Below are 20,111 nucleotides of genomic sequence, written 5' to 3'. Positions count from 1 at the left end.
GGCGCATTACTGGGTAACGCGCCACTTCGATGGGGTTAACGCGTGCCGTAGACGACGATGGTCTTACCGTGTGCGGAGATCAGGTTCTGATCTTCCAGCATCTTCAGAATACGACCGACGGTCTCACGGGAGCAGCCAACGATCTGGCCGATTTCCTGACGGGTGATTTTAATCTGCATGCCGTCCGGGTGGGTCATCGCATCAGGCTGTTTCGCCAGATTCAGCAGAGTCTGCGCGATACGACCGGTTACGTCGAGGAAGGCAAGGTTGCCCACTTTTTCAGACGTGACCTGCAGACGACGAGCCATCTGAGAAGACAGGCGCATCAGAATATCCGGGTTGACCTGGATTAATTGGCGAAATTTTTTGTAGGAAATTTCAGCGACTTCACATGCGGTTTTGGCACGTACCCAGGCGCTACGTTCCTGACCTTCTTCGAAGAGGCCTAATTCACCAATAAAATCGCCCTGATTCAGATAAGAAAGGATCATTTCTTTCCCTTCTTCATCTTTGATCAGCACTGCCACGGAGCCTTTAACGATGTAATACAACGTTTCCGCTTTTTCACCCTGGTGAATCAGCGTGCTCTTCGATGGGTACTTATGAATATGGCAATGAGACAAGAACCATTCGAGAGTCGGGTCTGTTTGCGGTTTGCCAAGCACCATGCGCGGTTATCCTCTGTTATAAGCTGTCTCCAGAGCCAGAAAACGACGCTGCCTCTGGGTTTGCAAAAATATGCTTCCCGCTACCTGGGAAAGGGGCTGTCAAAAATATACTGCAGCCTGTAATGTGATGTCCTCTGCATACATGCAGTACGTCAATGTATTACTGTAGCATCCCGTCTGTTTTAGCATAGCTTTCGCCGTGTGTCTCCTGGTGTCTCGCTTCAGCATGACGCAGGTCGCCTTCCGTTGCGAGAATTGTTATGTGCGCGTAATCTGTCAGGAAAATTGAAACATTGGAGTTACGAAATATGCAAGCGCGTGTAAAGTGGGTTGAGGGGTTAACCTTCCTCGGTGAGTCCGCCTCTGGCCACCAAATTTTGATGGACGGTAACTCCGGTGATAAAGCGCCGAGCCCGATGGAAATGGTATTAATGGCTGCTGGCGGTTGTAGCGCAATTGATGTGGTATCGATCCTGCAAAAGGGTCGTCAGGATGTGACCAACTGCGAAGTGAAGCTGACTTCAGAGCGTCGTGATGAAGCGCCGCGCCTGTTTACCCACATCAACCTGCATTTCATCGTAACGGGTAACGATCTCAAAGATGCGTCTGTCTCCCGCGCCGTCGATCTTTCCGCGGAAAAATACTGCTCCGTGGCGTTGATGCTGGAAAAGGCGGTGAACATTACCCATTCCTATGAAGTGGTTGCTGCTGCGTGATGCCATGCCTGATGGCGTTACACTTATCAGGCCTACAGGATATAAACGCGTAGGCCGGATAAGGCATCAACCGCCATCCGGCAAAAGACCACATCACTCGATCTTCTTACCTTCCATCAGTCGCTGTACCAGTGGCAGCATAATCAATTCCATCGCCAGACCCATCTTGCCGCCAGGTACGACTAACGTATTGATATGGGAAATGAATGAGCTCTGCAGCATGGCCAGTAACCAGGGATAATCGATCCCTTCCAGGTTACGAAAATGAATCACGACAAAGCTTTCATCCAGTGATGGAATGCTCTTAGCGGCAAAGGGGTTGGAGGTATCGACGGTCGGTACGCGCTGGAAGTTAATATGCGTCCGGGAAAACTGCGGTGTGATGTAATTGATGTAATCGTCCATTGAACGTACCACCGAGTCCATCACCGCTTCACGCGAATGTCCACGCTCGCTGGTATCGCGGGTCAGCTTCTGGATCCATTCTAGGTTTACGATCGGCACCACGCCAACCAGCAGATCGACATGTCGGGCCACGTTTTGCTGTGGGGTGACGACACCGCCGTGCAGCCCTTCGTAGAACAGTACATCCGTCGGTTCAGGCAGCGGCTGCCAGGGCGTGAATGTCCCCGGAACCTGGTTCCATGGTACGGCCTCATCGTAAGTGTGCAGATATTTTCGCGACTGGCCTTTGCCCGTCAGACCGTATTCGATGAAGGTTTGTTCCAGCAAGCCGAAGTCATTAGCTTCGGGGCCAAAATAGCTGATATGCCGTCCGGCATCGCGCGCTTTGCGAATCGCCATGTCCATTTCCGGACGGGTATAGCGATGAAAACTGTCACCTTCCACCTCGGCGGCGCGCAGATTTAACTGCGCGAAAATTTTACGAAACGCGAGGCTGGTGGTAGTGGTCCCCGCGCCGCTGGATCCTGTTACCGCAATCACCGGATGTTTGGCAGACATAACAACTCCATGAAATGGTTGTAATTATAGTAAAGTCGGCCGGCGGCTACGGATTACTCGTGAATCTGCTTCCTCGGCATAATGTTGACCGTTTCATGCAGTTCAGACCACACCAGCACGGCCTCACCTGATTGTAGTTGGCGTTTGACGTCGGCGACTTTTTGTTCGAGCGAGCGTTCATGTTCACCATAATCGGTGCCTTCGCGCAAGACAAAGCTTTCAAGCAAATTGTCCAGCGCGTCCGGGGAGATATCTTGCCATGGGATAATCATGATGATGCCTCCAGATACGTTGTCAGCCAGTCCGGGATTCTTGATTCCAGCCACATCTCAGGACGGCGCACCGTGCCACCTATAAATCCGACGTGGCCGCCGTGTTCAGTAAGCTGGTACTCCACCTGTGAGGGCAGATTTTCCGGTTTCGGAATCACATGATGATCCATAAACGGATCGTCTTTCGCATGGATAATCAGCGTTGGTTTGGCGATCCGATTGAGCAACGGCATGGCGCTGCACTGGCGATAATAGTCTATAGCATCGGCGAAACCGTGAATTTTGGCGGTGATTAGATCGTCAAAATCGCGAATGCGGCGCAAAGATTTCAACTGGGCCAGACTCACCGGCAGCGAACCTGGATAAGCTTCAAGCTTACGTGAGGCATTGGCTTTCAACAGATTGAGCAGGTAGCGCTGGTAGACCCGGGAGAAGCCCTTGTCCATATGGTAACTACAGGCTTCCAGCACGAAAGGCGCAGAAACGATAACCGCCGCATCTATCGGAATATCGTTGCCTTCTTTTGCCAGCAGGCAAGCCAGCATATTTCCACCGAGTGAATAACCTACCGCCGCGGTCGGTACGCGACCGAACTCACGCTCCAGCCAGTGTAAAAACCAGGTGCCATCTTCTGTTTCACCGGAGTGATAAATACGGTTCAGTCGATTGGGTTCGCCGCTGCAACCGCGAAAATGCATTACCACACCCAGCCAGCCGCGCTTTTGTGCTGCTTCAATCAGGCCATGTGCGTAGGGGCTGTTCAGACTGCCTTCCAGACCGTGAAAAACCACCAGGCGCGGTTTGTGTTTCGCCTGTTGCGGATCTTCACTCCACGCCAGATCGACGAAATCACCGTCGGGCAATTCCAGACGCTGCCAGTGGGCGTCGAACTTCACCTTGCGGCGAATTAAACGCGGCAGCATCGTCTGCAGATGGCGGTTACTGATACCGCGCATCGGGCGGAATTCTCGCGAATCGTCGGTAGGTGGGGTCATTTCTGTGGACGTGATTTCAACCATAACACCGGAGCAATTAATAATCGGAAAGAATAACTATACCGCGCACAGCGCGTGCGGGTTAGCCAATATGTGATTTTGTCGCTAGTCAGTCAGCAGGTTACGCGAGAAAAGATGAAAATCGACGTTGGGTTTACGTCGCCACAGGCGGGCTTTACGCGTCCCTGTCGCCACGCTTTCTCCGGTATCTTCAAACATTCCTGACGCTTCAAAGCGACGAATCAGACTTTTACGCTGGATCGACTGGCCGAGGATCACCTCAGTGGCTTCGAGCAGTTGCCCATGGGTAAATGTTTCCGGCAAGCAGTATACGGGCAGGAGCGAGTACATCGTTTTTTGCCGTAAGCGGTGTAGCGCCGCGGTAATAATTTTCTCGTGATCAAACGCGAGTGAATAGTTTTTCAGTTCATCAACCGGCACCCAACGGGCATTGCTGACGCTGGCGATATGGGGCGCGCAGTCTACCCAGGCGATTAGTGCAAACCAGGTGACCGTCAGGCTCCAGCCGCGCGGGTCACGATCAGGGCCGGAAAAGGTATCCAGTTGTTCCAGCCACGAAGGCGAAACGCCTGTTTTTTCGGTGAGTTTGCGCAGCGCGGTGGCGCGGGTTGAATCATCGTTTTCGATATCAATAAAGCCGCCGGGTAATCCCCAACGCCCTTTTTGCGGCTGGTTTGCCCGCTCGACCAGTAATACGCACAGCGCCTGCTGATGCAGGGTAAATAACACGCTATCTACCGTCACCAGAGGTGAAGGGAAGCGGCTGGCATCGTACTGATTCAGGTAGTCGGCTTCGGTGGTCATAAGGTACTCACGATGATTTGTAACGCTGACAAGTGTACCAGCCCGACACCGGGGGGCAAGGTTCGTTTTTTATCAATGCTTATCAATGGATTAGCTCACGGCTTAAAAATAATTCATTTTATGCTTGCTTAATATGTGTCACAGAGACATTATTAATTGTGTCGAAGGGACACAATTAAGGGGTGAGCGCGATGAACATAAAATTGACACTAACTTTGGACGACCAGACCTATGCCGTTGCCAGCGGTGTTTTTCCTGATGGTGCTGTCTGGTTAAAAGTCACCGATGCGTTGCCAACCTTTGCTCGCCTGATGCGCATCCGTGCCACGGCTATGCGTGATATGAACGATTTTATGCTGCTGGCGCAACTGGTTGAGGCGGTACGCCATCAGACCGATGTACTGGTCAGCCATCTCGACCTCCCCTGGCTGCCGTGGGCGCGTCAGGACAGACATATGGTATCGGGTGACAGCTTTGCGTTGAAAGTCTTCGCCAGTCAGCTCAATACGTTGAAATTTGACAAGGTCAACGTGCTCGACCCGCACAGCGATGCGGCGGCGGCTGCAATCGACAACTTTGTGGCGATCCCCCAGGAGGTCTGCCTGATGCAAAGCGCGTCATTATCGCGGCTGTTTCAGCAAAACGCGCTGATGCTGGTTGCTCCCGATGCGGGATCGCTGAAGAAGATTGATGCTGTAGCCAGAGTAGCCGGTGTGGAGCAGTACGCCATCCTGAGCAAAAAACGTGATGTGGCAAGCGGCAGCCTGACGGGATTTGCGTTATTGGCCGGAGACGTCAGGGGTAGGGATCTACTGATTGTTGACGATCTGTGTGACGCAGGCGGTACGTTTATAGGCTCTGCACAAGTATTACGTGATGCTGGCGCCCGCAGTGTCAGCCTGTATGTCACCCACGGTATCTTTTCTAAGGGCGTTGATCACCTGTTTGCAAACGGTATTGACGCTATCTACACCACCACCTCTTTAGCTGCCCCAGCGTTGGTACATCCGCAGCTTGAGCTTATCGATATTGACGCGATTTACCGCGCCTGAGGGAGAGACTGATTATGAAAATGAACCCGATTCTGGCTATCGACGGCTACAAAGTTTCTCATCGCGTACAGTATCCGCAGGGTACCCATCGCGTGTATTCCAACTTTACCCCGCGCAGCGATCGCTTTTTCTCCTCGCCGTTGGCGGATGGCAAACTGGTATTCTTCGGCCTGCAGGGTTTTATGCAGTGGTTTTTAGTCGACCTGTTTAATGAGGCGTTCTTTGCCCGCCCGGAAGACGAGGTGGTCAGCGAATACAAACAGGTCATGGACAGCTATCTGGGCAAAGATTCGGTGGCGGTGGACCATATTCGTGCACTGCATCAGATGGGCTATCTGCCGCTGCACATCAAGGCGCTGGATGAAGGCAGCAAAGTCCCGATGGCGGTACCGGTTTTAACTATCATCAACACCCAACCCGAGTTTTTCTGGCTGGTGAATTACCTGGAGACCGTGCTGTCGGCGGAGCTGTGGAAGGCTTCAACCAACGCCACGATAGCTCACCACTACCGCAAAATCTGCGCTCGCTGGGCAGAGCAAACCTGTAGCGACCTGACGCACCTTGACTTCCAGTGCCATGACTTTTCATTTCGCGGTATGTCCGGATTACAGGACACCATGCAGGCGGGCAGTGGGCATTTGTTGAGCTTTAAAGGGACCGACAGTATTCCATCTCTGCTGTACGCCCGCGATTACTACACCGACGGCGAGCCCTATTTTATCGGCGCCAGCATTCCGGCTACCGAACACAGCGTGATGTGTATGGGTGAGCGCGAACATGAGATTGAAACCTTCCGCCGCCTGATTGCCGATCTCTACCCGCAAGGATTTGTATCGATAGTCTCTGATACCTGGGACTACTGGCAGGTGCTGACGGAATATACCCGCGAACTGAAAAGCATCATTCTGGCGCGTGAAGGTCGGGTGGTATTCCGTCCGGATAGCGGCAACCCGGTGGAGATCCTGTGTGGTACTGGCGCAGATGAGGATACCCGCAGCGATCGTACCGCTCAGGAGAAAGGGTCCGTGGAAGTGCTGTGGGAGATTTTTGGCGGCACGATTAACGCCAAAGGTTACAAGGTGCTCGACCCGCATGTCGGACTGATTTATGGCGACTCCATCACCCTTGAGCGAGCGAATGAGATCCTGCGTCGTCTGGAAGCGAAAGGATTTGCCAGTTCAAACATCGTGTTTGGCGTTGGTTCTTTTACTTATCAATACAACACACGTGACACCTTTGGTTTTGCGATGAAAGCGACGTGGGGAGAAGTCGACGGCAAAGGCCGGACGATTTTTAAAGAACCGAAAACTGATAATGGTCTGAAACGTTCAGCCCGTGGTCTGCTTCGCGTCACACGTGATGAGCAAGGGGAACTGCGTCTGCATGACGAACAGACCTGGGAGCAAGAGCAGGAAGGGGAGCTGAAAACTCGTTTTCTCAACGGCAAGCTGTTTAACCGCGAGCATTTCGAAGAAATCCGCCAGCGTCTGGCGACACAGGGATAATTCAACAAAAATGCCGGATGAGACGTGTTGGCGTCGGATCCGGCAATGATGACTACTCGGCCAGCATCTGCTCAAGCTGTTCCTGAGCCTCCAGCCAGGCCATTTCACACTCTTCCAGCCCGGATTTCGCACTGGCCTGCTGCTGCAAACAGGCGGTAAGTTCGGCTTTGCGACTTTGGTCGTACAGTTCGCTGTCGCCGAGTTTTTCTTCCGCCTGCGCCAGCTGTGCGTGCAGTTTCTCCATCTCTTTTTCCAGACGGGTAATCTCTTTACGCAGCGGCTGCGTCAGGGAGCGCAGTTCCGCTTCGCGGCGCTTCTGGTCTTTACGCGCCTGGGCGCTGTTAACGCTCTCTTTCGCCGGTTCGTCGCCCTGGTTTTCCTGTTTCTGGACATCGCTCAGCCACTGCTGATAATCCTCCAGATCGCCATCAAACGGCTCGACTTTCTTGTCGTGTACCAGATAGAGGTCGTCGGTGGTGGAGCGGATCAGGTGACGGTCGTGCGAGACGACAACCAGCGCGCCTTCAAAATCGATCAGCGCCTCGGTCAGCGCCTGACGCATATCCAGGTCCAGGTGGTTGGTCGGTTCATCGAGCAGCAGCAGGTTAGGGCGCTGCCAGACGATCAACGCCAGTACCAGACGCGCTTTTTCGCCACCGGAGAAGCGGCGTGTCTCTTCGCTGACTTTATCGCCCTGGAAGCCGAATCCACCCAGGTAGTCACGCAGTTTCTGCTCCAGTTCCTGCGGCGCCATGCGTGCCAGATGTTGAATGGGTGATTCATCGGCGCGTAAAAACTCCAGCTGGTGCTGCGCGAAGTAGCCCAGCTTGATGCCTTTCGCCAGGCCAATCTCACCGCTGATTGGGGCCAGTTCGCCGGCCAGCAGCTTAATCAGCGTCGATTTACCCGCGCCGTTGCGACCGAGCAGGCCGATGCGGGAACCCGGCACCAGATTCAGTTTGATCGAATCGAGAATGACGCGATCGCCGTAGCCTGCGCTAACCTTTTCCATCTTCAGCAGCGGGTTTGGCAGGCTTTCCGGCTCACGGAAGCTGAAGTGGAACGGGTTGTCCACGTGCGCTGGGGCAATCAGCTCCATGCGTTCCAGCATTTTGATACGGCTCTGTGCCTGCTTCGCTTTCGTTGCTTTAGCGCGAAAACGATCGATATAGCTTTGCAGATGCGCCACGCGCTCCTGCTGGCTTTCGTACATTGCCTGTTGCTGTGCGAGGCGGGTCGCACGCTGGATTTCAAACGCGCTGTAGTTGCCGGTGTACTCGAACATGGTTTGCTGTTCGATATGAATAATTTTATCCACCACCGGATCGAGGAAGTCGCGGTCGTGGGAGATCAAAATCAGCGTGCCCTGATAGCTTTTCAGCCATCTTTCCAGCCAGATTACCGCGTCGAGATCGAGGTGGTTGGTGGGTTCATCGAGCAGCAGCAGGTCTGAACGGCAGATCAGCGCCTGGGCCAGGTTGAGACGCATACGCCAGCCACCGGAGAAGTCGCTGACCGGGCGCTCAAGCTGTTCGTTGGAGAAGCCGAGGCCATGCAGCAGGCTGGCGGCGCGTGAGCGCACGGTCCAGGCGTCGATGGCATCCAGCTTGCCATGGACGGTGGCAATGGCATGTCCATCGTTACGTTCGTTGGCGTCGTTCAACTGCGCTTCCAGTTGACGATACTCGCGGTCGCCGTCAATGACGTATTCCAGCGCGGGCTGTGGCAACGCAGGCGTTTCCTGATTCACCCACGCGAGCTGCCAGTTTCCCGGATAGGTAAATCCTCCAGCGTCGGCGCTGAGTTCATTTTTCAGCAATGCCAGCAGGGTAGATTTACCGCAGCCATTTTTACCCACCAGGCCAACCTTCTGCCCTGGATTAATGGTGGCCGTGGCATTGTCCAGCAAGACGCGCACGCCGCGACGAATTTGTAACGATGAGAAAACAATCATAAGGCGCCGTATGTTCAGACTATGTTAATTTATCATTATGATAATGTAATGTGTGGGCCGTTTGCCGCACCGAGGCGCAATGGTAGCCCAAAACGTCGAAAATAGACAAAAGACAAAACCGGGAGGGGGATGATGTTCCAGCCAGCGAAAGTCTTGCTGCTGTATGCCCATCCGGAATCTCAGGATTCGGTCGCGAACCGTGTTCTGCTTAAACCGGCCATGCAGCTCAGCAATGTTACCGTGCACGACCTTTACGCGCACTATCCTGATTTTTTTATCGATATTCCGCATGAACAGGCGCTGCTGCGTGAGCATGATGTGATTGTTTTTCAGCACCCACTCTATACCTATAGCTGTCCGGCGCTGTTAAAGGAATGGCTTGACCGCGTACTGAGCCGCGGATTTGCCAGCGGTCCCGGAGGGAATCAACTGGCGGGAAAGTACTGGCGTAGCGTTATCACTACCGGAGAACCGGAAAGTGCCTACCGCTATGACGCGCTAAACCGTTATCCAATGAGCGATGTGCTGCGTCCTTTCGAGCTAACGGCCGGTATGTGCCGCATGCACTGGATGAGCCCAATTATCGTTTACTGGGCCAGACGGCAAACGAAGCAGGAGCTGGACAGCCATGCGAAAGCGTATGGTGACTGGCTGGCGAATCCGATCCCTGTGGGAGGCCGCTGATGGAAGGTTCTGATTTATTGACAGCGGGAGTGTTGTTCCTCTTCGCGGCGGTGGCCGCAGTTCCCCTGGCCTCAAAGCTGGGTATCGGTCCGGTGCTGGGTTACTTGCTGGCGGGTATTGCTATCGGCCCGTGGGGATTAGGATTTATCAGCGATGTGGATGAAATCCTGCATTTTTCCGAGCTGGGCGTAGTCTTTCTGATGTTCATCATTGGGCTGGAACTTAATCCCGCCAAACTGTGGCAACTGCGGCGTTCAATTTTTGGCGTCGGTGCCGCGCAGGTGATGCTGAGCGCGGTGGTGCTGGCCGGATTATTGATGCTCACTGCGTTCTCCTGGCAGGCGGCAGTGGTTGGCGGCATTGGTCTGGCGATGTCATCTACCGCTATGGCGCTACAGTTGATGCGCGAAAAAGGCATGAACCGCAGTGAATCCGGACAACTGGGTTTTTCGGTACTGCTGTTTCAGGATCTGGCGGTGATCCCCGCGCTGGCGCTGGTTCCGCTGCTGGCGGGTTCTGCTGACGAACATTTTGACTGGATCAAAGTGGGAATGAAGGTGCTGGCCTTTGCCGGCATGCTGATTGGCGGTCGCTATTTGCTGCGTCCGGTTTTCCGCTTTATTGCGGATTCTGGCGTGCGGGAAGTGTTCACCGCTGCCACGCTGCTGTTGGTGCTGGGGTCTGCTCTATTTATGGATGCGCTGGGGCTGTCAATGGCGCTGGGAACGTTTATTGCGGGCGTGCTGCTGGCGGAAAGCGAATACCGACATGAGCTGGAAACGGCAATCGATCCGTTTAAAGGCCTGTTGCTCGGGCTGTTTTTTATCTCCGTTGGCATGTCGCTCAACCTCGGCGTGCTCTACACCCATATTCTGTGGGTGGCAGCGAGCGTGATCGTGCTGGTGGTCGTAAAAATGCTGGTGCTGTATGTGCTGGCGCGTTTTAACGGCATGAGAAGCTCTGAACGGATGCAATTTGCCGGGGTTTTAAGTCAGGGTGGTGAATTCGCTTTCGTGCTGTTTTCAACGGCATCCTCGCAAAGGCTGTTTCAGGGCGACCAAATGGCGTTGCTGCTGGTGACCGTCACGCTGTCGATGATGACCACACCGCTGGTGATGAAGCTGATTGATAAATGGCTCTCCCGCCAGTTTAACGGCACGGATGAGGAAGACGAAAAACCCTGGGTGGAAGATGATAAACCGCAGGTGATTGTGGTGGGGTTTGGGCGTTTTGGTCAGGTTATTGGTCGCCTGTTGATGGCCAATAAAATGCGCATTACCGTTTTGGAGCGGGATATCAGCGCGGTGAATCTGATGCGTAAATATGGCTATAAGGTTTATTACGGTGATGCCACGCAGGTGGAACTGTTGCGCTCCGCAGGGGCAGAGGCGGCGCAATCTATTGTTATTACCTGTAATGAGCCTGAAGACACCATGAAACTGGTGGAACTGTGCCAACAGTATTTTCCGCATTTGCATATTCTTGCGCGAGCGCGCGGACGTGTAGAGGCGCATGAGTTATTACAGGCTGGTGTGACGCAGTTTTCCCGCGAAACGTTCTCCAGTGCGCTGGAGTTGGGGCGTAAAACGCTGGTTACACTGGGAATGCATCCGCACCAGGCTCAGCGTGCTCAGCTGCATTTTCGGCGGCTGGATATGCGCATGCTGCGGGAACTGATCCCCATGCATACAGATACGGTACAAATCTCTCGAGCCAGGGAAGCCCGGCGCGAGCTGGAGGAAATTTTCCAACGAGAGATGCAGCAAGAGCGACGTCAGCTGGATGGCTGGGATGAATTTGAGTAGAGGATAACCATGGCAATTCGTAAACGTTTTATCGCAGGTGCAAAATGTCCGTCCTGCCAGTCGCAGGATACGCTGGCGATGTGGCGCGAAAATAATATCGATATTGTTGAGTGTGTTAAGTGCGGTCATCAGATGCGGGAAGCAGATAAAGAGGCGCGCGAGCACGTTCGCAAAGAAGAGCAAGTGATCGGGATTTTTCATCCGGACTAGCGATATGGCGCAGCTTTTTTTAAGCTAGAGGGTACACGGGTGCAGAATTCCGCTACAATCTGCGCCACTATTCTTTCCATGCTCAGGAGATATCATGAAAGTAGCAAAGGACCTGGTGGTCAGCCTGGCCTATCAGGTACGTACAGAAGACGGTGTGTTGGTTGATGAGTCTCCGGTGAGTGCACCGCTGGACTACCTGCATGGTCACGGTTCCCTGATTTCTGGCCTGGAAACAGCGCTGGACGGTCATGAAGTTGGCGACAAATTCGATGTTGCTGTTGGCGCAAACGACGCATACGGTCAGTACGACGAAAACCTGGTGCAGCGCGTTCCTAAAGACGTCTTCATGGGCGTTGACGAACTGCAGGTTGGCATGCGTTTCCTGGCTGAAACTGACCAGGGTCCAGTACCGGTAGAAATTACCGAAGTGGAAGACGACCACGTTGTGGTTGACGGTAACCACATGCTGGCTGGCCAGAATCTGAAATTCAACGTAGAAGTTGTTGCTATCCGCGAAGCGACCGAAGAAGAACTGGCTCACGGCCACGTTCACGGTGCGCACGGTCACGACCACGATCATGACCACGGCCATGACGGTTGCTGCGGTGGTCACGGCCACGGTCACGACCATGGTCACGAGCACGGCGGCGAAGGCTGCTGCGGCGGTGGCGGTAAAGGTAACGGCGGCGGCTGCGGTTGCCACTGATCGGTATGATTGCCTGATGGCGCTACGCTTATCAGGCCTACCGTAGGCCGGATAAGATGTTTACGTCGTCATCCGGCACAAAAAAGCGGGGATATCCCCGCTTTTTTTACGTCTCAATAATGTGGCGGCGGGGTCTCTTCAGACTGCGACGCAATGTGGGACGGCTGCGTTGCTTTGAGCTTTTCCGTCAGCAGACGCAGATGGTCGCGCAGTTTGGCCATTTCCAGTTCATGCGCGGTCACCGTCACGTTGAGCTCTTCAATGGTGATCTCCTGAAATGCCAGGCGACTTTCCAGTTCAGCCAGGCGAGTTTCCATTGTTGTATCCTGCATGATTCACCTCTTTCTTTTTTCTCCGGCAGATCGCGGACTGCGGCGAATTCTACTTAACTTTGCCTGTTTGCACAGCACTCAATCTTCGGTAACGAAACTAATTTAAACAAAAAGAGTCTGAAAAGTGGTGATAATAGGGCGTGCCTGTATGTTGATTTGTTCTGCAACGCTTTATAGTACATTTTTATGTTAGCTAACCCTGGGGTGAGATGCCCCGGCCCTGGAGATATGGATGAAATCACTGTTTAAAGTAACGCTGCTGGCGACCACAATGGCTGTTGCTCTGCATGCCCCGATCACCTTCGCTGCTGATGCTGCGAAACCAGCCGCTACTGCTGACAGCAAAGCAGCATTCAAGAATGACGACCAAAAAGCCGCTTACGCGCTGGGCGCGTCCCTGGGTCGTTATATGGAAAACTCTCTGAAAGAGCAGGAAAAACTGGGCATCAAACTGGATAAAGATCAGCTGATCGCTGGTGTTCAGGATGCGTTTGCAGACAAGAGCAAACTGTCTGACCAGGAAATCGAACAAACTCTGCAGGCGTTTGAAGCGCGCGTGAAGAGCTCCGCCCAGGCGAAAATGGAAAAAGACGCGGCTGACAACGAAGCCAAAGGTAAAGTTTACCGCGAGAAATTTGCTAAAGAGAAAGGCGTTAAAACCTCTTCTACTGGCCTGGTCTACAAAGTAGAGAAAGAAGGTACTGGCGCTGCACCGAAAGACAGCGATACCGTGGTAGTCAACTACAAAGGTACGCTGATCGATGGTAAAGAGTTTGATAACTCCTACACCCGTGGTGAGCCGCTGTCTTTCCGTCTTGACGGTGTCATCCCTGGCTGGACTGAAGGCCTGAAAAACATCAAGAAAGGCGGCAAAATCCAGCTGGTTATCCCACCGGATCTGGCTTACGGCAAAACGGGCGTCCCGGGTATTCCGGCCAACTCTACGCTGGTCTTTGATGTTGAACTGTTAGACATCAAACCGGCACCGAAAGCTGACGCGCAGCCAGATGCTGCACCGGCAGATAAAGCTGCAGACAGCAGCAAAAAATAAGCTAACAGAAACCGCCGCCCACAGGGCGGCGGTTTTTTATTATCGACAGGATATAATTAATACTGGAAAGCGCCTTGTGCGCTGTATTACTTTAGATGCCCCTATAATAGTGATGAGCCTGCCCTGACAACATAACGACAGGCTCCTGAAAAGGAGTGCTTTTTTTCATGTCCAGGTCGCTTTTAACCAACGAAACCAGTGAGCTAGATTTGCTGGATCAACGTCCTTTCGATCAAACCGACTTCGATATCCTCAAATCCTACGAAGCGGTAGTGGACGGGTTGGCGATGCTCATTGGTTCCCATTGTGAAATCGTATTGCACTCTTTGCAGGATTTGAAATGCTCGGCCATCCGCATTGCTAACGGTGAACACACGGGCCGTAAAATTGGCTCACCGATTACTGACCTTGCGTTGCGTATGCTGCATGATATGACGGGTGCGGATAGCAGCGTGTCGAAGTGTTACTTCACACGTGCGAAAAGCGGTGTCTTGATGAAGTCGGTGACGATTGCCATTCGCAACCGTGAGCATCGCGTGATTGGTCTGCTGTGCATCAACATGAACCTTGATGTTCCTTTCTCGCAGATAATGAATACCTTTATCCCACCGGAAACCCCGGAAGTGGGCTCTGCGGTCAACTTCGCTTCTTCGGTGGAAGATCTGGTTACCCAGACGCTGGAATTCACGATCGAAGAAGTGAATGCCGATCGCAATGTTTCCAACAACGCGAAGAACCGCCAGATCGTCCTGAATTTATATGAGAAAGGCATCTTCGATATTAAAGATGCCATCAATCAGGTCGCCGATCGGCTGAACATCTCCAAACATACGGTCTACCTCTATATTCGTCAGTTCAAAAGCGGCGATTTCCAGGGGCAAGACAAGTAATGCGTTTTGCCATCATGGTGACAGGGCCTGCTTATGGCACGCAGCAGGCGAGCAGCGCGTTGCAATTTGCTCATGCGCTTCTCGAAGAAGGGCATGAGTTATGCAGCGTCTTTTTCTATCGAGAAGGTGTATATAACGCCAACTTACTGACTTCACCCGCCAGTGATGAATATGATCTGGTGCGGGCTTGGCAACAGCTGAACCAACAGCATGGTGTAACGCTGAATATCTGCGTGGCGGCGGCGTTGCGTCGCGGCATTGTTGATGAAACTGAGGCAAAGCGGCTGGGACTGGCAGGGGCTAATTTACAATCAGGTTTTAACCTCAGCGGACTTGGATCGCTGGCTGAGGCATCCCTGACCTGCGATCGCGTGGTGCAGTTCTGATGAAACGTGTTGCTTTTGTTTTTTCTACCGTGCCGCACGGCAGCGCATCTGGCCGTGAAGGGTTAGATGCATTGCTGGCGACATCTGCATTAACGGAAGACCTCGGCGTGTTTTTTATCGGCGATGGCGTCTTTCAAATCCTCCAGGGACAACAACCGGATGCCGTGCTGGCGCGAGACTATATCGCAACCTTCAAGCTGTTAGGGTTGTACGATATCGATCAATGTTGGCTGTGCGCCGCTTCATTACGCGAGCGGGGCCTTCAGCAGGGGGTTAATTTTGTGGTCGATGCGACAGCGCTTGAACCGGAAGATTTACGCCGTGAGTTAGGCAACTTTGACGTCATTTTAAGGTTTTGAGACCCTCATGCTGCACACACTACATCGCTCCGCGTGGCTTACCGATTTCTCCTCTCTTCTTCGCCTGGTAGATAAAGACGATGAGCTTTTATTGCTCCAGGATGGCGTGACGGCGGCAATCGAAGGAAGCCGTTTCCTTGAAAGTCTGCAAAATGCCTCCATTAAGGTCTATGTACTGGAAGAAGACATTAAGGCTCGCGGTTTGAGTGGTCAAATTTCAGACAGTGTCGTCAGGGTTAGCTATACTGACTTCGTCAGACTTACGGTGAAGCATCCCAGCCAGATGTCCTGGTAATTGTGGGATCGTTGTATATTTCTTGACACCTTTTCGACACCGACCTAAAATTCTGCGTCCTCATATTGTATGAGGTCGTTTTATTACGTGTTTACGAAGCAAAAGCTAAAACCAGGAGCTATTTAATGGCAACAGTTAACCAGCTGGTACGCAAACCACGTGCACGCAAAGTTGCAAAAAGCAACGTGCCTGCGCTGGAAGCATGCCCGCAGAAACGTGGCGTATGTACTCGTGTATATACTACCACTCCTAAAAAACCGAACTCCGCACTGCGTAAAGTTTGCCGTGTTCGTCTGACTAACGGTTTTGAAGTGACTTCCTACATCGGTGGTGAAGGTCACAACCTGCAGGAGCACTCCGTGATCCTGATCCGTGGCGGTCGTGTAAAAGACCTCCCGGGTGTTCGTTACCACACCGTTCGTGGTGCGCTTGACTGCTCCGGCGTTAAAGACCGTAAGCAATCACGCTCCAAGTATGGCGTGAAACGTCCTAAGGCTTAATGGTTCTCCGTTAAGTAAGGCCAAACGTTTTATATTAATGTCAAACTAAACTCTTAGAGTTTTGGACAATCCTGAATTAACAACGGAGTATTTCCATGCCACGTCGTCGCGTCATTGGTCAGCGTAAAATTCTGCCGGATCCGAAGTTCGGATCAGAACTGCTGGCTAAATTTGTAAATATCCTGATGGTAGATGGTAAAAAATCTACTGCCGAAACTATCGTATACAGCGCGCTGGAGACCCTGGCTCAGCGTTCTGGTAAAAACGAACTGGAAGCTTTCGAAGTAGCTCTCGAAAACGTGCGCCCGACTGTCGAAGTTAAGTCTCGCCGCGTTGGTGGTTCTACTTATCAGGTACCAGTTGAAGTCCGTCCGGTCCGTCGTAATGCTCTGGCAATGCGTTGGATCGTTGAAGCTGCTCGTAAACGCGGTGATAAATCCATGGCTCTGCGCCTGGCGAACGAACTTTCTGATGCTGCAGAAAACAAAGGTACTGCAGTTAAGAAACGTGAAGACGTTCACCGTATGGCAGAAGCCAACAAGGCGTTCGCACACTACCGTTGGTAATCCCTTCGGAGTTTTAGTCACCAGGCGGGCGCTTCTAGTAAGCAGCCCGCTTTGGGCTACTTAAATTGAACGCCTAAAAGATAAACGAGGAATCAAATGGCTCGTACAACACCCATCGCGCGCTACCGTAACATCGGTATCAGTGCGCACATCGACGCCGGTAAAACCACTACTACCGAACGTATTCTGTTCTACACCGGTGTAAACCATAAAATCGGTGAAGTTCATGACGGCGCAGCCACCATGGACTGGATGGAGCAGGAGCAGGAACGTGGTATTACTATCACCTCCGCAGCGACTACTGCATTCTGGTCTGGTATGGCTAAGCAGTATGAACCGCATCGCGTAAACATCATCGACACCCCGGGGCACGTTGACTTCACTATTGAAGTAGAACGTTCCATGCGTGTGCTTGATGGTGCAGTAATGGTTTACTGCGCAGTTGGTGGTGTTCAGCCTCAGTCTGAAACCGTATGGCGTCAGGCAAACAAATATAAAGTTCCGCGCATTGCGTTCGTTAACAAAATGGACCGTATGGGTGCGAACTTCCTGAAAGTTGTTGGTCAGATCAAAACCCGTCTGGGCGCGAACCCTGTTCCGCTGCAGCTGGCAATTGGCGCTGAAGAAGCGTTCACCGGTGTTGTTGACCTGGTGAAAATGAAAGCCATCAACTGGAACGAAGAAGATGCAGGCGTAACCTTCACTTATGAAGATATCCCGGCTGACATGCAGGAACTGGCTGAAGAATGGCACCAGAACCTGATCGAGTCCGCTGCAGAAGCTTCAGAAGAGCTGATGGAGAAATACCTGGGTGGTGAAGAACTGACTGAAGAAGAGATCAAAAAAGCTCTGCGTCAGCGCGTTCTGAACAACGAAATCATCCTGGTAACCTGTGGTTCTGCGTTCAAGAACAAAGGTGTTCAGGCGATGCTGGATGCGGTAATTGATTACCTGCCATCCCCAGTAGACGTACCTGCGATCAACGGTATTCTGGACGACGGTAAAGATACTCCTGCTGAGCGTCATGCTAGCGATGACGAGCCGTTTGCTGCTCTGGCATTCAAAATCGCTACTGACCCGTTCGTGGGTAACCTGACCTTCTTCCGCGTGTACTCTGGTGTGGTTAACTCCGGTGACACCATCCTGAACTCCGTGAAAACTGCACGTGAACGTTTCGGCCGTATCGTACAGATGCACGCTAACAAACGTGAAGAGATCAAAGAAGTTCGCGCGGGCGATATCGCTGCTGCAATCGGTCTGAAAGACGTGACCACTGGTGACACTCTGTGTGACCCGGATCACCCGATCATTCTGGAACGTATGGAATTCCCTGAGCCGGTAATTTCCATCGCGGTAGAACCGAAAACCAAAGCTGACCAGGAAAAAATGGGTCTGGCTCTGGGCCGTCTGGCTAAAGAAGACCCGTCATTCCGCGTATGGACTGACGAAGAATCTAACCAGACCATTATCGCTGGTATGGGTGAGCTGCACCTCGACATCATCGTTGACCGTATGAAGCGTGAATTCAACGTTGAAGCGAACGTCGGTAAACCTCAGGTTGCTTACCGCGAAGCGATTCGCGCGAAAGTTACCGATATCGAAGGTAAACACGCTAAGCAGTCTGGTGGTCGCGGTCAGTACGGTCATGTTGTTATCGACATGTACCCGCTGGAGCCGGGTTCAAACCCGAAAGGCTACGAGTTCATCAACGACATCAAAGGTGGTGTAATTCCTGGCGAATACATCCCGGCCGTTGATAAAGGCATCCAGGAACAGCTGAAATCTGGCCCGCTGGCTGGTTACCCGGTTGTTGATCTGGGCGTGCGTCTGCACTTCGGTTCTTACCATGACGTTGACTCCTCTGAGCTGGCGTTTAAACTGGCCGCTTCTATCGCCTTCAAAGATGGCTTTAAGAAAGCGAAACCAGTTCTGCTTGAGCCTATCATGAAGGTTGAAGTAGAGACTCCGGAAGAGAACACCGGTGACGTAATCGGTGACTTGAGCCGCCGTCGTGGTATGCTTCGTGGTCAGGAATCCAACGTCACTGGCGTTGTTATCCATGCTGAAGTTCCGCTGTCTGAAATGTTCGGATATGCAACCCAGCTGCGTTCTCTGACCAAAGGCCGTGCTTCTTACTCCATGGAGTTCCTGAAGTACGACGATGCGCCGAACAACGTTGCTCAGGCCGTTATTGAAGCCCGTGGTAAATAATCCACAGGATTAAAACCTAAGTCCCGTGCTCTCTCCATAGGGGAGAGCACTATAGTAAGGAATATAGCCGTGTCTAAAGAAAAATTTGAACGTACAAAACCGCACGTTAACGTCGGCACCATCGGCCACGTTGACCACGGTAAAACTACCCTGACCGCTGCAATCACTACCGTACTGGCTAAAACCTACGGCGGTGCTGCTCGTGCATTCGACCAGATCGATAACGCGCCGGAAGAAAAAGCTCGTGGTATCACCATCAACACTTCTCACGTTGAATATGACACCCCGACTCGCCACTACGCACACGTAGACTGCCCGGGCCACGCCGACTATGTTAAAAACATGATCACCGGTGCTGCGCAGATGGACGGCGCGATCCTGGTTGTTGCTGCGACTGACGGCCCGATGCCGCAGACTCGTGAGCACATCCTGCTGGGTCGTCAGGTAGGCGTTCCGTACATCATCGTGTTCCTGAACAAATGCGACATGGTTGATGACGAAGAGCTGCTGGAACTGGTAGAAATGGAAGTTCGTGAACTTCTGTCTCAGTACGATTTCCCGGGCGACGACACTCCGATCGTTCGTGGTTCTGCTCTGAAAGCGCTGGAAGGCGAAGCAGAGTGGGAAGCGAAAATCATCGAACTGGCTGGCTTCCTGGATTCTTACATCCCAGAACCAGAGCGTGCGATTGACAAGCCGTTCCTGCTGCCTATCGAAGACGTATTCTCCATCTCCGGTCGTGGTACCGTTGTTACCGGTCGTGTAGAGCGCGGTATCATCAAAGTTGGTGAAGAAGTTGAAATCGTTGGTATCAAAGAGACTGCTAAGTCTACCTGTACTGGCGTTGAAATGTTCCGCAAACTGCTGGACGAAGGCCGTGCTGGTGAGAACGTTGGTGTTCTGCTGCGTGGTATCAAACGTGAAGAAATCGAACGTGGTCAGGTACTGGCTAAGCCGGGCTCTATCAAGCCGCACACCAAGTTCGAATCTGAAGTGTACATTCTGTCCAAAGACGAAGGCGGCCGTCATACTCCGTTCTTCAAAGGCTACCGTCCGCAGTTCTACTTCCGTACTACTGACGTGACTGGTACCATCGAACTGCCGGAAGGCGTAGAGATGGTAATGCCGGGCGACAACATCAAAATGGTTGTTACCCTGATCCACCC

At 52.6% G+C, this 20,111-nt stretch carries 22 protein-coding genes and 1 pseudogene; 16 read left to right on the top strand and 7 right to left on the bottom strand.

Annotation, left to right across the window (positions count from 1 at the left end; translation table 11 throughout):
- Window positions 1-35 precede the first annotated feature (35 nt).
- Window positions 36-668, bottom strand: coding sequence for a cAMP-activated global transcriptional regulator CRP (crp, locus tag OGY67_RS21780; RefSeq protein ID WP_000242758.1), 633 nt, complete (start codon window positions 666-668; stop codon window positions 36-38).
- Window positions 669-976: 308 nt separating this feature from the next.
- On the opposite strand from crp, the gene OGY67_RS21775 reads away from it, so the two are divergent.
- A complete protein-coding gene (locus tag OGY67_RS21775) occupies window positions 977-1,384 on the top strand; it encodes an OsmC family protein (protein ID WP_003827750.1) in 408 nt (135 codons plus the stop codon).
- A gap of 93 nt (window positions 1,385-1,477) precedes the next feature.
- Here the strand turns inward: OGY67_RS21775 and OGY67_RS21770 are convergent, their stop codons facing one another.
- The 4 genes and pseudogenes from OGY67_RS21770 to OGY67_RS21755 all read right to left on the bottom strand — a co-directional run bounded on the left by OGY67_RS21770 (window position 1,478) and on the right by OGY67_RS21755 (window position 4,439).
- Window positions 1,478-2,347, bottom strand: a complete 870-nt coding sequence (locus tag OGY67_RS21770; RefSeq protein ID WP_286574488.1) for a phosphoribulokinase — start codon at window positions 2,345-2,347, stop codon at window positions 1,478-1,480.
- 53 nt (window positions 2,348-2,400) lie between these two features.
- Entirely contained in the window at window positions 2,401-2,619 is a 219-nt protein-coding gene (locus OGY67_RS21765; RefSeq protein ID WP_137377643.1) for a YheU family protein, read from the bottom strand.
- Window positions 2,616-3,684: pseudogene (locus OGY67_RS21760) on the bottom strand (hydrolase). Before OGY67_RS21760 ends, OGY67_RS21765 begins: the two are co-directional and overlap by 4 nt.
- Before the next feature lie 35 nt (window positions 3,685-3,719).
- Window positions 3,720-4,439 (bottom strand): NUDIX domain-containing protein, encoded by a 720-nt coding sequence (locus OGY67_RS21755; protein WP_008786298.1) that lies wholly within the window; start codon window positions 4,437-4,439, stop codon window positions 3,720-3,722.
- 191 nt (window positions 4,440-4,630) lie between these two features.
- Between OGY67_RS21755 and prs the strand changes: the two genes are divergently transcribed.
- Window positions 4,631-5,491 (top strand): ribose-phosphate diphosphokinase, encoded by an 861-nt coding sequence (gene prs / locus OGY67_RS21750; protein ID WP_008786297.1) that lies wholly within the window; start codon window positions 4,631-4,633, stop codon window positions 5,489-5,491.
- A gap of 14 nt (window positions 5,492-5,505) precedes the next feature.
- Window positions 5,506-6,996: a nicotinate phosphoribosyltransferase gene (locus tag OGY67_RS21745; protein WP_286574487.1), complete on the top strand. Its 1,491-nt coding sequence runs from the start codon at window positions 5,506-5,508 to the stop codon at window positions 6,994-6,996.
- A gap of 52 nt (window positions 6,997-7,048) precedes the next feature.
- Here OGY67_RS21745 and OGY67_RS21740 read toward each other — a convergent pair whose 3' ends face one another.
- A complete protein-coding gene (locus tag OGY67_RS21740) occupies window positions 7,049-8,950 on the bottom strand; it encodes an ABC transporter ATP-binding protein (protein WP_003827754.1) in 1,902 nt (633 codons plus the stop codon).
- A gap of 132 nt (window positions 8,951-9,082) precedes the next feature.
- On the opposite strand from OGY67_RS21740, the gene kefG reads away from it, so the two are divergent.
- The 4 genes from kefG (at window position 9,083) to slyD (ending at window position 12,355) form a co-directional block, all read left to right on the top strand.
- On the top strand, window positions 9,083-9,634 hold the full coding sequence (gene kefG / locus OGY67_RS21735) for a glutathione-regulated potassium-efflux system ancillary protein KefG (RefSeq protein ID WP_003023629.1): 552 nt from the start codon (window positions 9,083-9,085) through the stop codon (window positions 9,632-9,634).
- The gene (gene kefB / locus OGY67_RS21730; RefSeq protein ID WP_103014752.1) at window positions 9,634-11,439 is read left to right on the top strand and encodes a glutathione-regulated potassium-efflux system protein KefB; all 1,806 of its coding nucleotides are present in this window, start codon (window positions 9,634-9,636) and stop codon (window positions 11,437-11,439) included. Before kefG ends, kefB begins: the two co-directional genes overlap by 1 nt.
- 9 nt (window positions 11,440-11,448) lie before the next feature.
- Window positions 11,449-11,649: a YheV family putative zinc ribbon protein gene (locus tag OGY67_RS21725; protein ID WP_003023632.1), complete on the top strand. Its 201-nt coding sequence runs from the start codon at window positions 11,449-11,451 to the stop codon at window positions 11,647-11,649.
- A gap of 94 nt (window positions 11,650-11,743) precedes the next feature.
- The gene (gene slyD, locus OGY67_RS21720) at window positions 11,744-12,355 is read left to right on the top strand and encodes a peptidylprolyl isomerase (RefSeq protein WP_008786294.1); all 612 of its coding nucleotides are present in this window, start codon (window positions 11,744-11,746) and stop codon (window positions 12,353-12,355) included.
- Window positions 12,356-12,468: 113 nt separating this feature from the next.
- Here slyD and OGY67_RS21715 read toward each other — a convergent pair whose 3' ends face one another.
- Window positions 12,469-12,687, bottom strand: a complete 219-nt coding sequence (locus OGY67_RS21715; protein WP_003023639.1) for a protein SlyX — start codon at window positions 12,685-12,687, stop codon at window positions 12,469-12,471.
- Between the two features lie 232 nt (window positions 12,688-12,919).
- Between OGY67_RS21715 and fkpA the strand changes: the two genes are divergently transcribed.
- From fkpA to tuf, 9 genes are all read left to right on the top strand, one after another.
- Window positions 12,920-13,738, top strand: a complete 819-nt coding sequence (gene fkpA, locus OGY67_RS21710) for an FKBP-type peptidyl-prolyl cis-trans isomerase (RefSeq protein WP_003827768.1) — start codon at window positions 12,920-12,922, stop codon at window positions 13,736-13,738.
- A 167-nt stretch (window positions 13,739-13,905) separates the two neighbouring features.
- The gene (locus OGY67_RS21705) at window positions 13,906-14,628 is read left to right on the top strand and encodes a helix-turn-helix transcriptional regulator (protein ID WP_003023643.1); all 723 of its coding nucleotides are present in this window, start codon (window positions 13,906-13,908) and stop codon (window positions 14,626-14,628) included.
- Complete coding sequence (tusD, locus tag OGY67_RS21700) at window positions 14,628-15,014, top strand: sulfurtransferase complex subunit TusD (protein ID WP_057067137.1); 387 nt, start codon at window positions 14,628-14,630, stop codon at window positions 15,012-15,014. Before OGY67_RS21705 ends, tusD begins: the two co-directional genes overlap by 1 nt.
- Window positions 15,014-15,373 (top strand): sulfurtransferase complex subunit TusC, encoded by a 360-nt coding sequence (tusC, locus tag OGY67_RS21695; RefSeq protein WP_003827771.1) that lies wholly within the window; start codon window positions 15,014-15,016, stop codon window positions 15,371-15,373. The genes tusD and tusC overlap by 1 nt, the downstream gene beginning before the upstream one ends.
- Before the next feature lie 7 nt (window positions 15,374-15,380).
- Window positions 15,381-15,668: a sulfurtransferase complex subunit TusB gene (gene tusB / locus OGY67_RS21690; protein WP_008786292.1), complete on the top strand. Its 288-nt coding sequence runs from the start codon at window positions 15,381-15,383 to the stop codon at window positions 15,666-15,668.
- A gap of 125 nt (window positions 15,669-15,793) precedes the next feature.
- A complete protein-coding gene (gene rpsL / locus OGY67_RS21685) occupies window positions 15,794-16,168 on the top strand; it encodes a 30S ribosomal protein S12 (RefSeq protein WP_003023654.1) in 375 nt (124 codons plus the stop codon).
- A gap of 95 nt (window positions 16,169-16,263) precedes the next feature.
- Window positions 16,264-16,734 carry a 30S ribosomal protein S7 gene (rpsG, locus tag OGY67_RS21680; RefSeq protein WP_003023657.1) on the top strand — a complete coding sequence of 157 codons (471 nt, stop codon included), beginning with the start codon at window positions 16,264-16,266 and terminating at the stop codon, window positions 16,732-16,734.
- 96 nt (window positions 16,735-16,830) lie between these two features.
- Window positions 16,831-18,945, top strand: coding sequence for an elongation factor G (gene fusA, locus OGY67_RS21675; RefSeq protein ID WP_003023659.1), 2,115 nt, complete (start codon window positions 16,831-16,833; stop codon window positions 18,943-18,945).
- Between the two features lie 69 nt (window positions 18,946-19,014).
- The coding region (gene tuf / locus OGY67_RS21670) for an elongation factor Tu (protein WP_118262821.1) at window positions 19,015-20,111 on the top strand (1,097 nt) is incomplete at its 3' end.

This window comes from Citrobacter sp. Cpo015 (assembly GCF_030333035.1).
GTDB classification, from domain to species: Bacteria; Pseudomonadota; Gammaproteobacteria; order Enterobacterales; family Enterobacteriaceae; genus Citrobacter; species Citrobacter portucalensis.
The sequence above is the reverse complement of the archived record's forward strand: the minus strand, read 5'-3'. Positions and strand labels throughout refer to the sequence as shown.

Bases quoted from the DNA above. Each gene is read 5' to 3' on its own strand.
- kefB (WP_103014752.1), top strand. From the start codon at position 9,634: ATGGAAGGTTCTGATTTATTGACAGCGGGAGTGTTGTTCCTCTTCGCG.
- crp (WP_000242758.1), bottom strand. From the start codon at position 668: ATGGTGCTTGGCAAACCGCAAACAGACCCGACTCTCGAATGGTTCTTG.
- OGY67_RS21745 (WP_286574487.1), top strand. From the start codon at position 5,506: ATGAAAATGAACCCGATTCTGGCTATCGACGGCTACAAAGTTTCTCAT.
- tusC (WP_003827771.1), top strand. From the start codon at position 15,014: ATGAAACGTGTTGCTTTTGTTTTTTCTACCGTGCCGCACGGCAGCGCA.
- OGY67_RS21755 (WP_008786298.1), bottom strand. From the start codon at position 4,439: ATGACCACCGAAGCCGACTACCTGAATCAGTACGATGCCAGCCGCTTC.
- kefG (WP_003023629.1), top strand. From the start codon at position 9,083: ATGTTCCAGCCAGCGAAAGTCTTGCTGCTGTATGCCCATCCGGAATCT.
- OGY67_RS21770 (WP_286574488.1), bottom strand. From the start codon at position 2,347: ATGTCTGCCAAACATCCGGTGATTGCGGTAACAGGATCCAGCGGCGCG.
- slyD (WP_008786294.1), top strand. From the start codon at position 11,744: ATGAAAGTAGCAAAGGACCTGGTGGTCAGCCTGGCCTATCAGGTACGT.
- OGY67_RS21775 (WP_003827750.1), top strand. From the start codon at position 977: ATGCAAGCGCGTGTAAAGTGGGTTGAGGGGTTAACCTTCCTCGGTGAG.
- OGY67_RS21715 (WP_003023639.1), bottom strand. From the start codon at position 12,687: ATGCAGGATACAACAATGGAAACTCGCCTGGCTGAACTGGAAAGTCGC.
- OGY67_RS21740 (WP_003827754.1), bottom strand. From the start codon at position 8,950: ATGATTGTTTTCTCATCGTTACAAATTCGTCGCGGCGTGCGCGTCTTG.
- fusA (WP_003023659.1), top strand. From the start codon at position 16,831: ATGGCTCGTACAACACCCATCGCGCGCTACCGTAACATCGGTATCAGT.
- prs (WP_008786297.1), top strand. From the start codon at position 4,631: ATGAACATAAAATTGACACTAACTTTGGACGACCAGACCTATGCCGTT.
- rpsL (WP_003023654.1), top strand. From the start codon at position 15,794: ATGGCAACAGTTAACCAGCTGGTACGCAAACCACGTGCACGCAAAGTT.
- OGY67_RS21705 (WP_003023643.1), top strand. From the start codon at position 13,906: ATGTCCAGGTCGCTTTTAACCAACGAAACCAGTGAGCTAGATTTGCTG.
- tusD (WP_057067137.1), top strand. From the start codon at position 14,628: ATGCGTTTTGCCATCATGGTGACAGGGCCTGCTTATGGCACGCAGCAG.
- tusB (WP_008786292.1), top strand. From the start codon at position 15,381: ATGCTGCACACACTACATCGCTCCGCGTGGCTTACCGATTTCTCCTCT.
- OGY67_RS21725 (WP_003023632.1), top strand. From the start codon at position 11,449: ATGGCAATTCGTAAACGTTTTATCGCAGGTGCAAAATGTCCGTCCTGC.
- OGY67_RS21765 (WP_137377643.1), bottom strand. From the start codon at position 2,619: ATGATTATCCCATGGCAAGATATCTCCCCGGACGCGCTGGACAATTTG.
- fkpA (WP_003827768.1), top strand. From the start codon at position 12,920: ATGAAATCACTGTTTAAAGTAACGCTGCTGGCGACCACAATGGCTGTT.
- rpsG (WP_003023657.1), top strand. From the start codon at position 16,264: ATGCCACGTCGTCGCGTCATTGGTCAGCGTAAAATTCTGCCGGATCCG.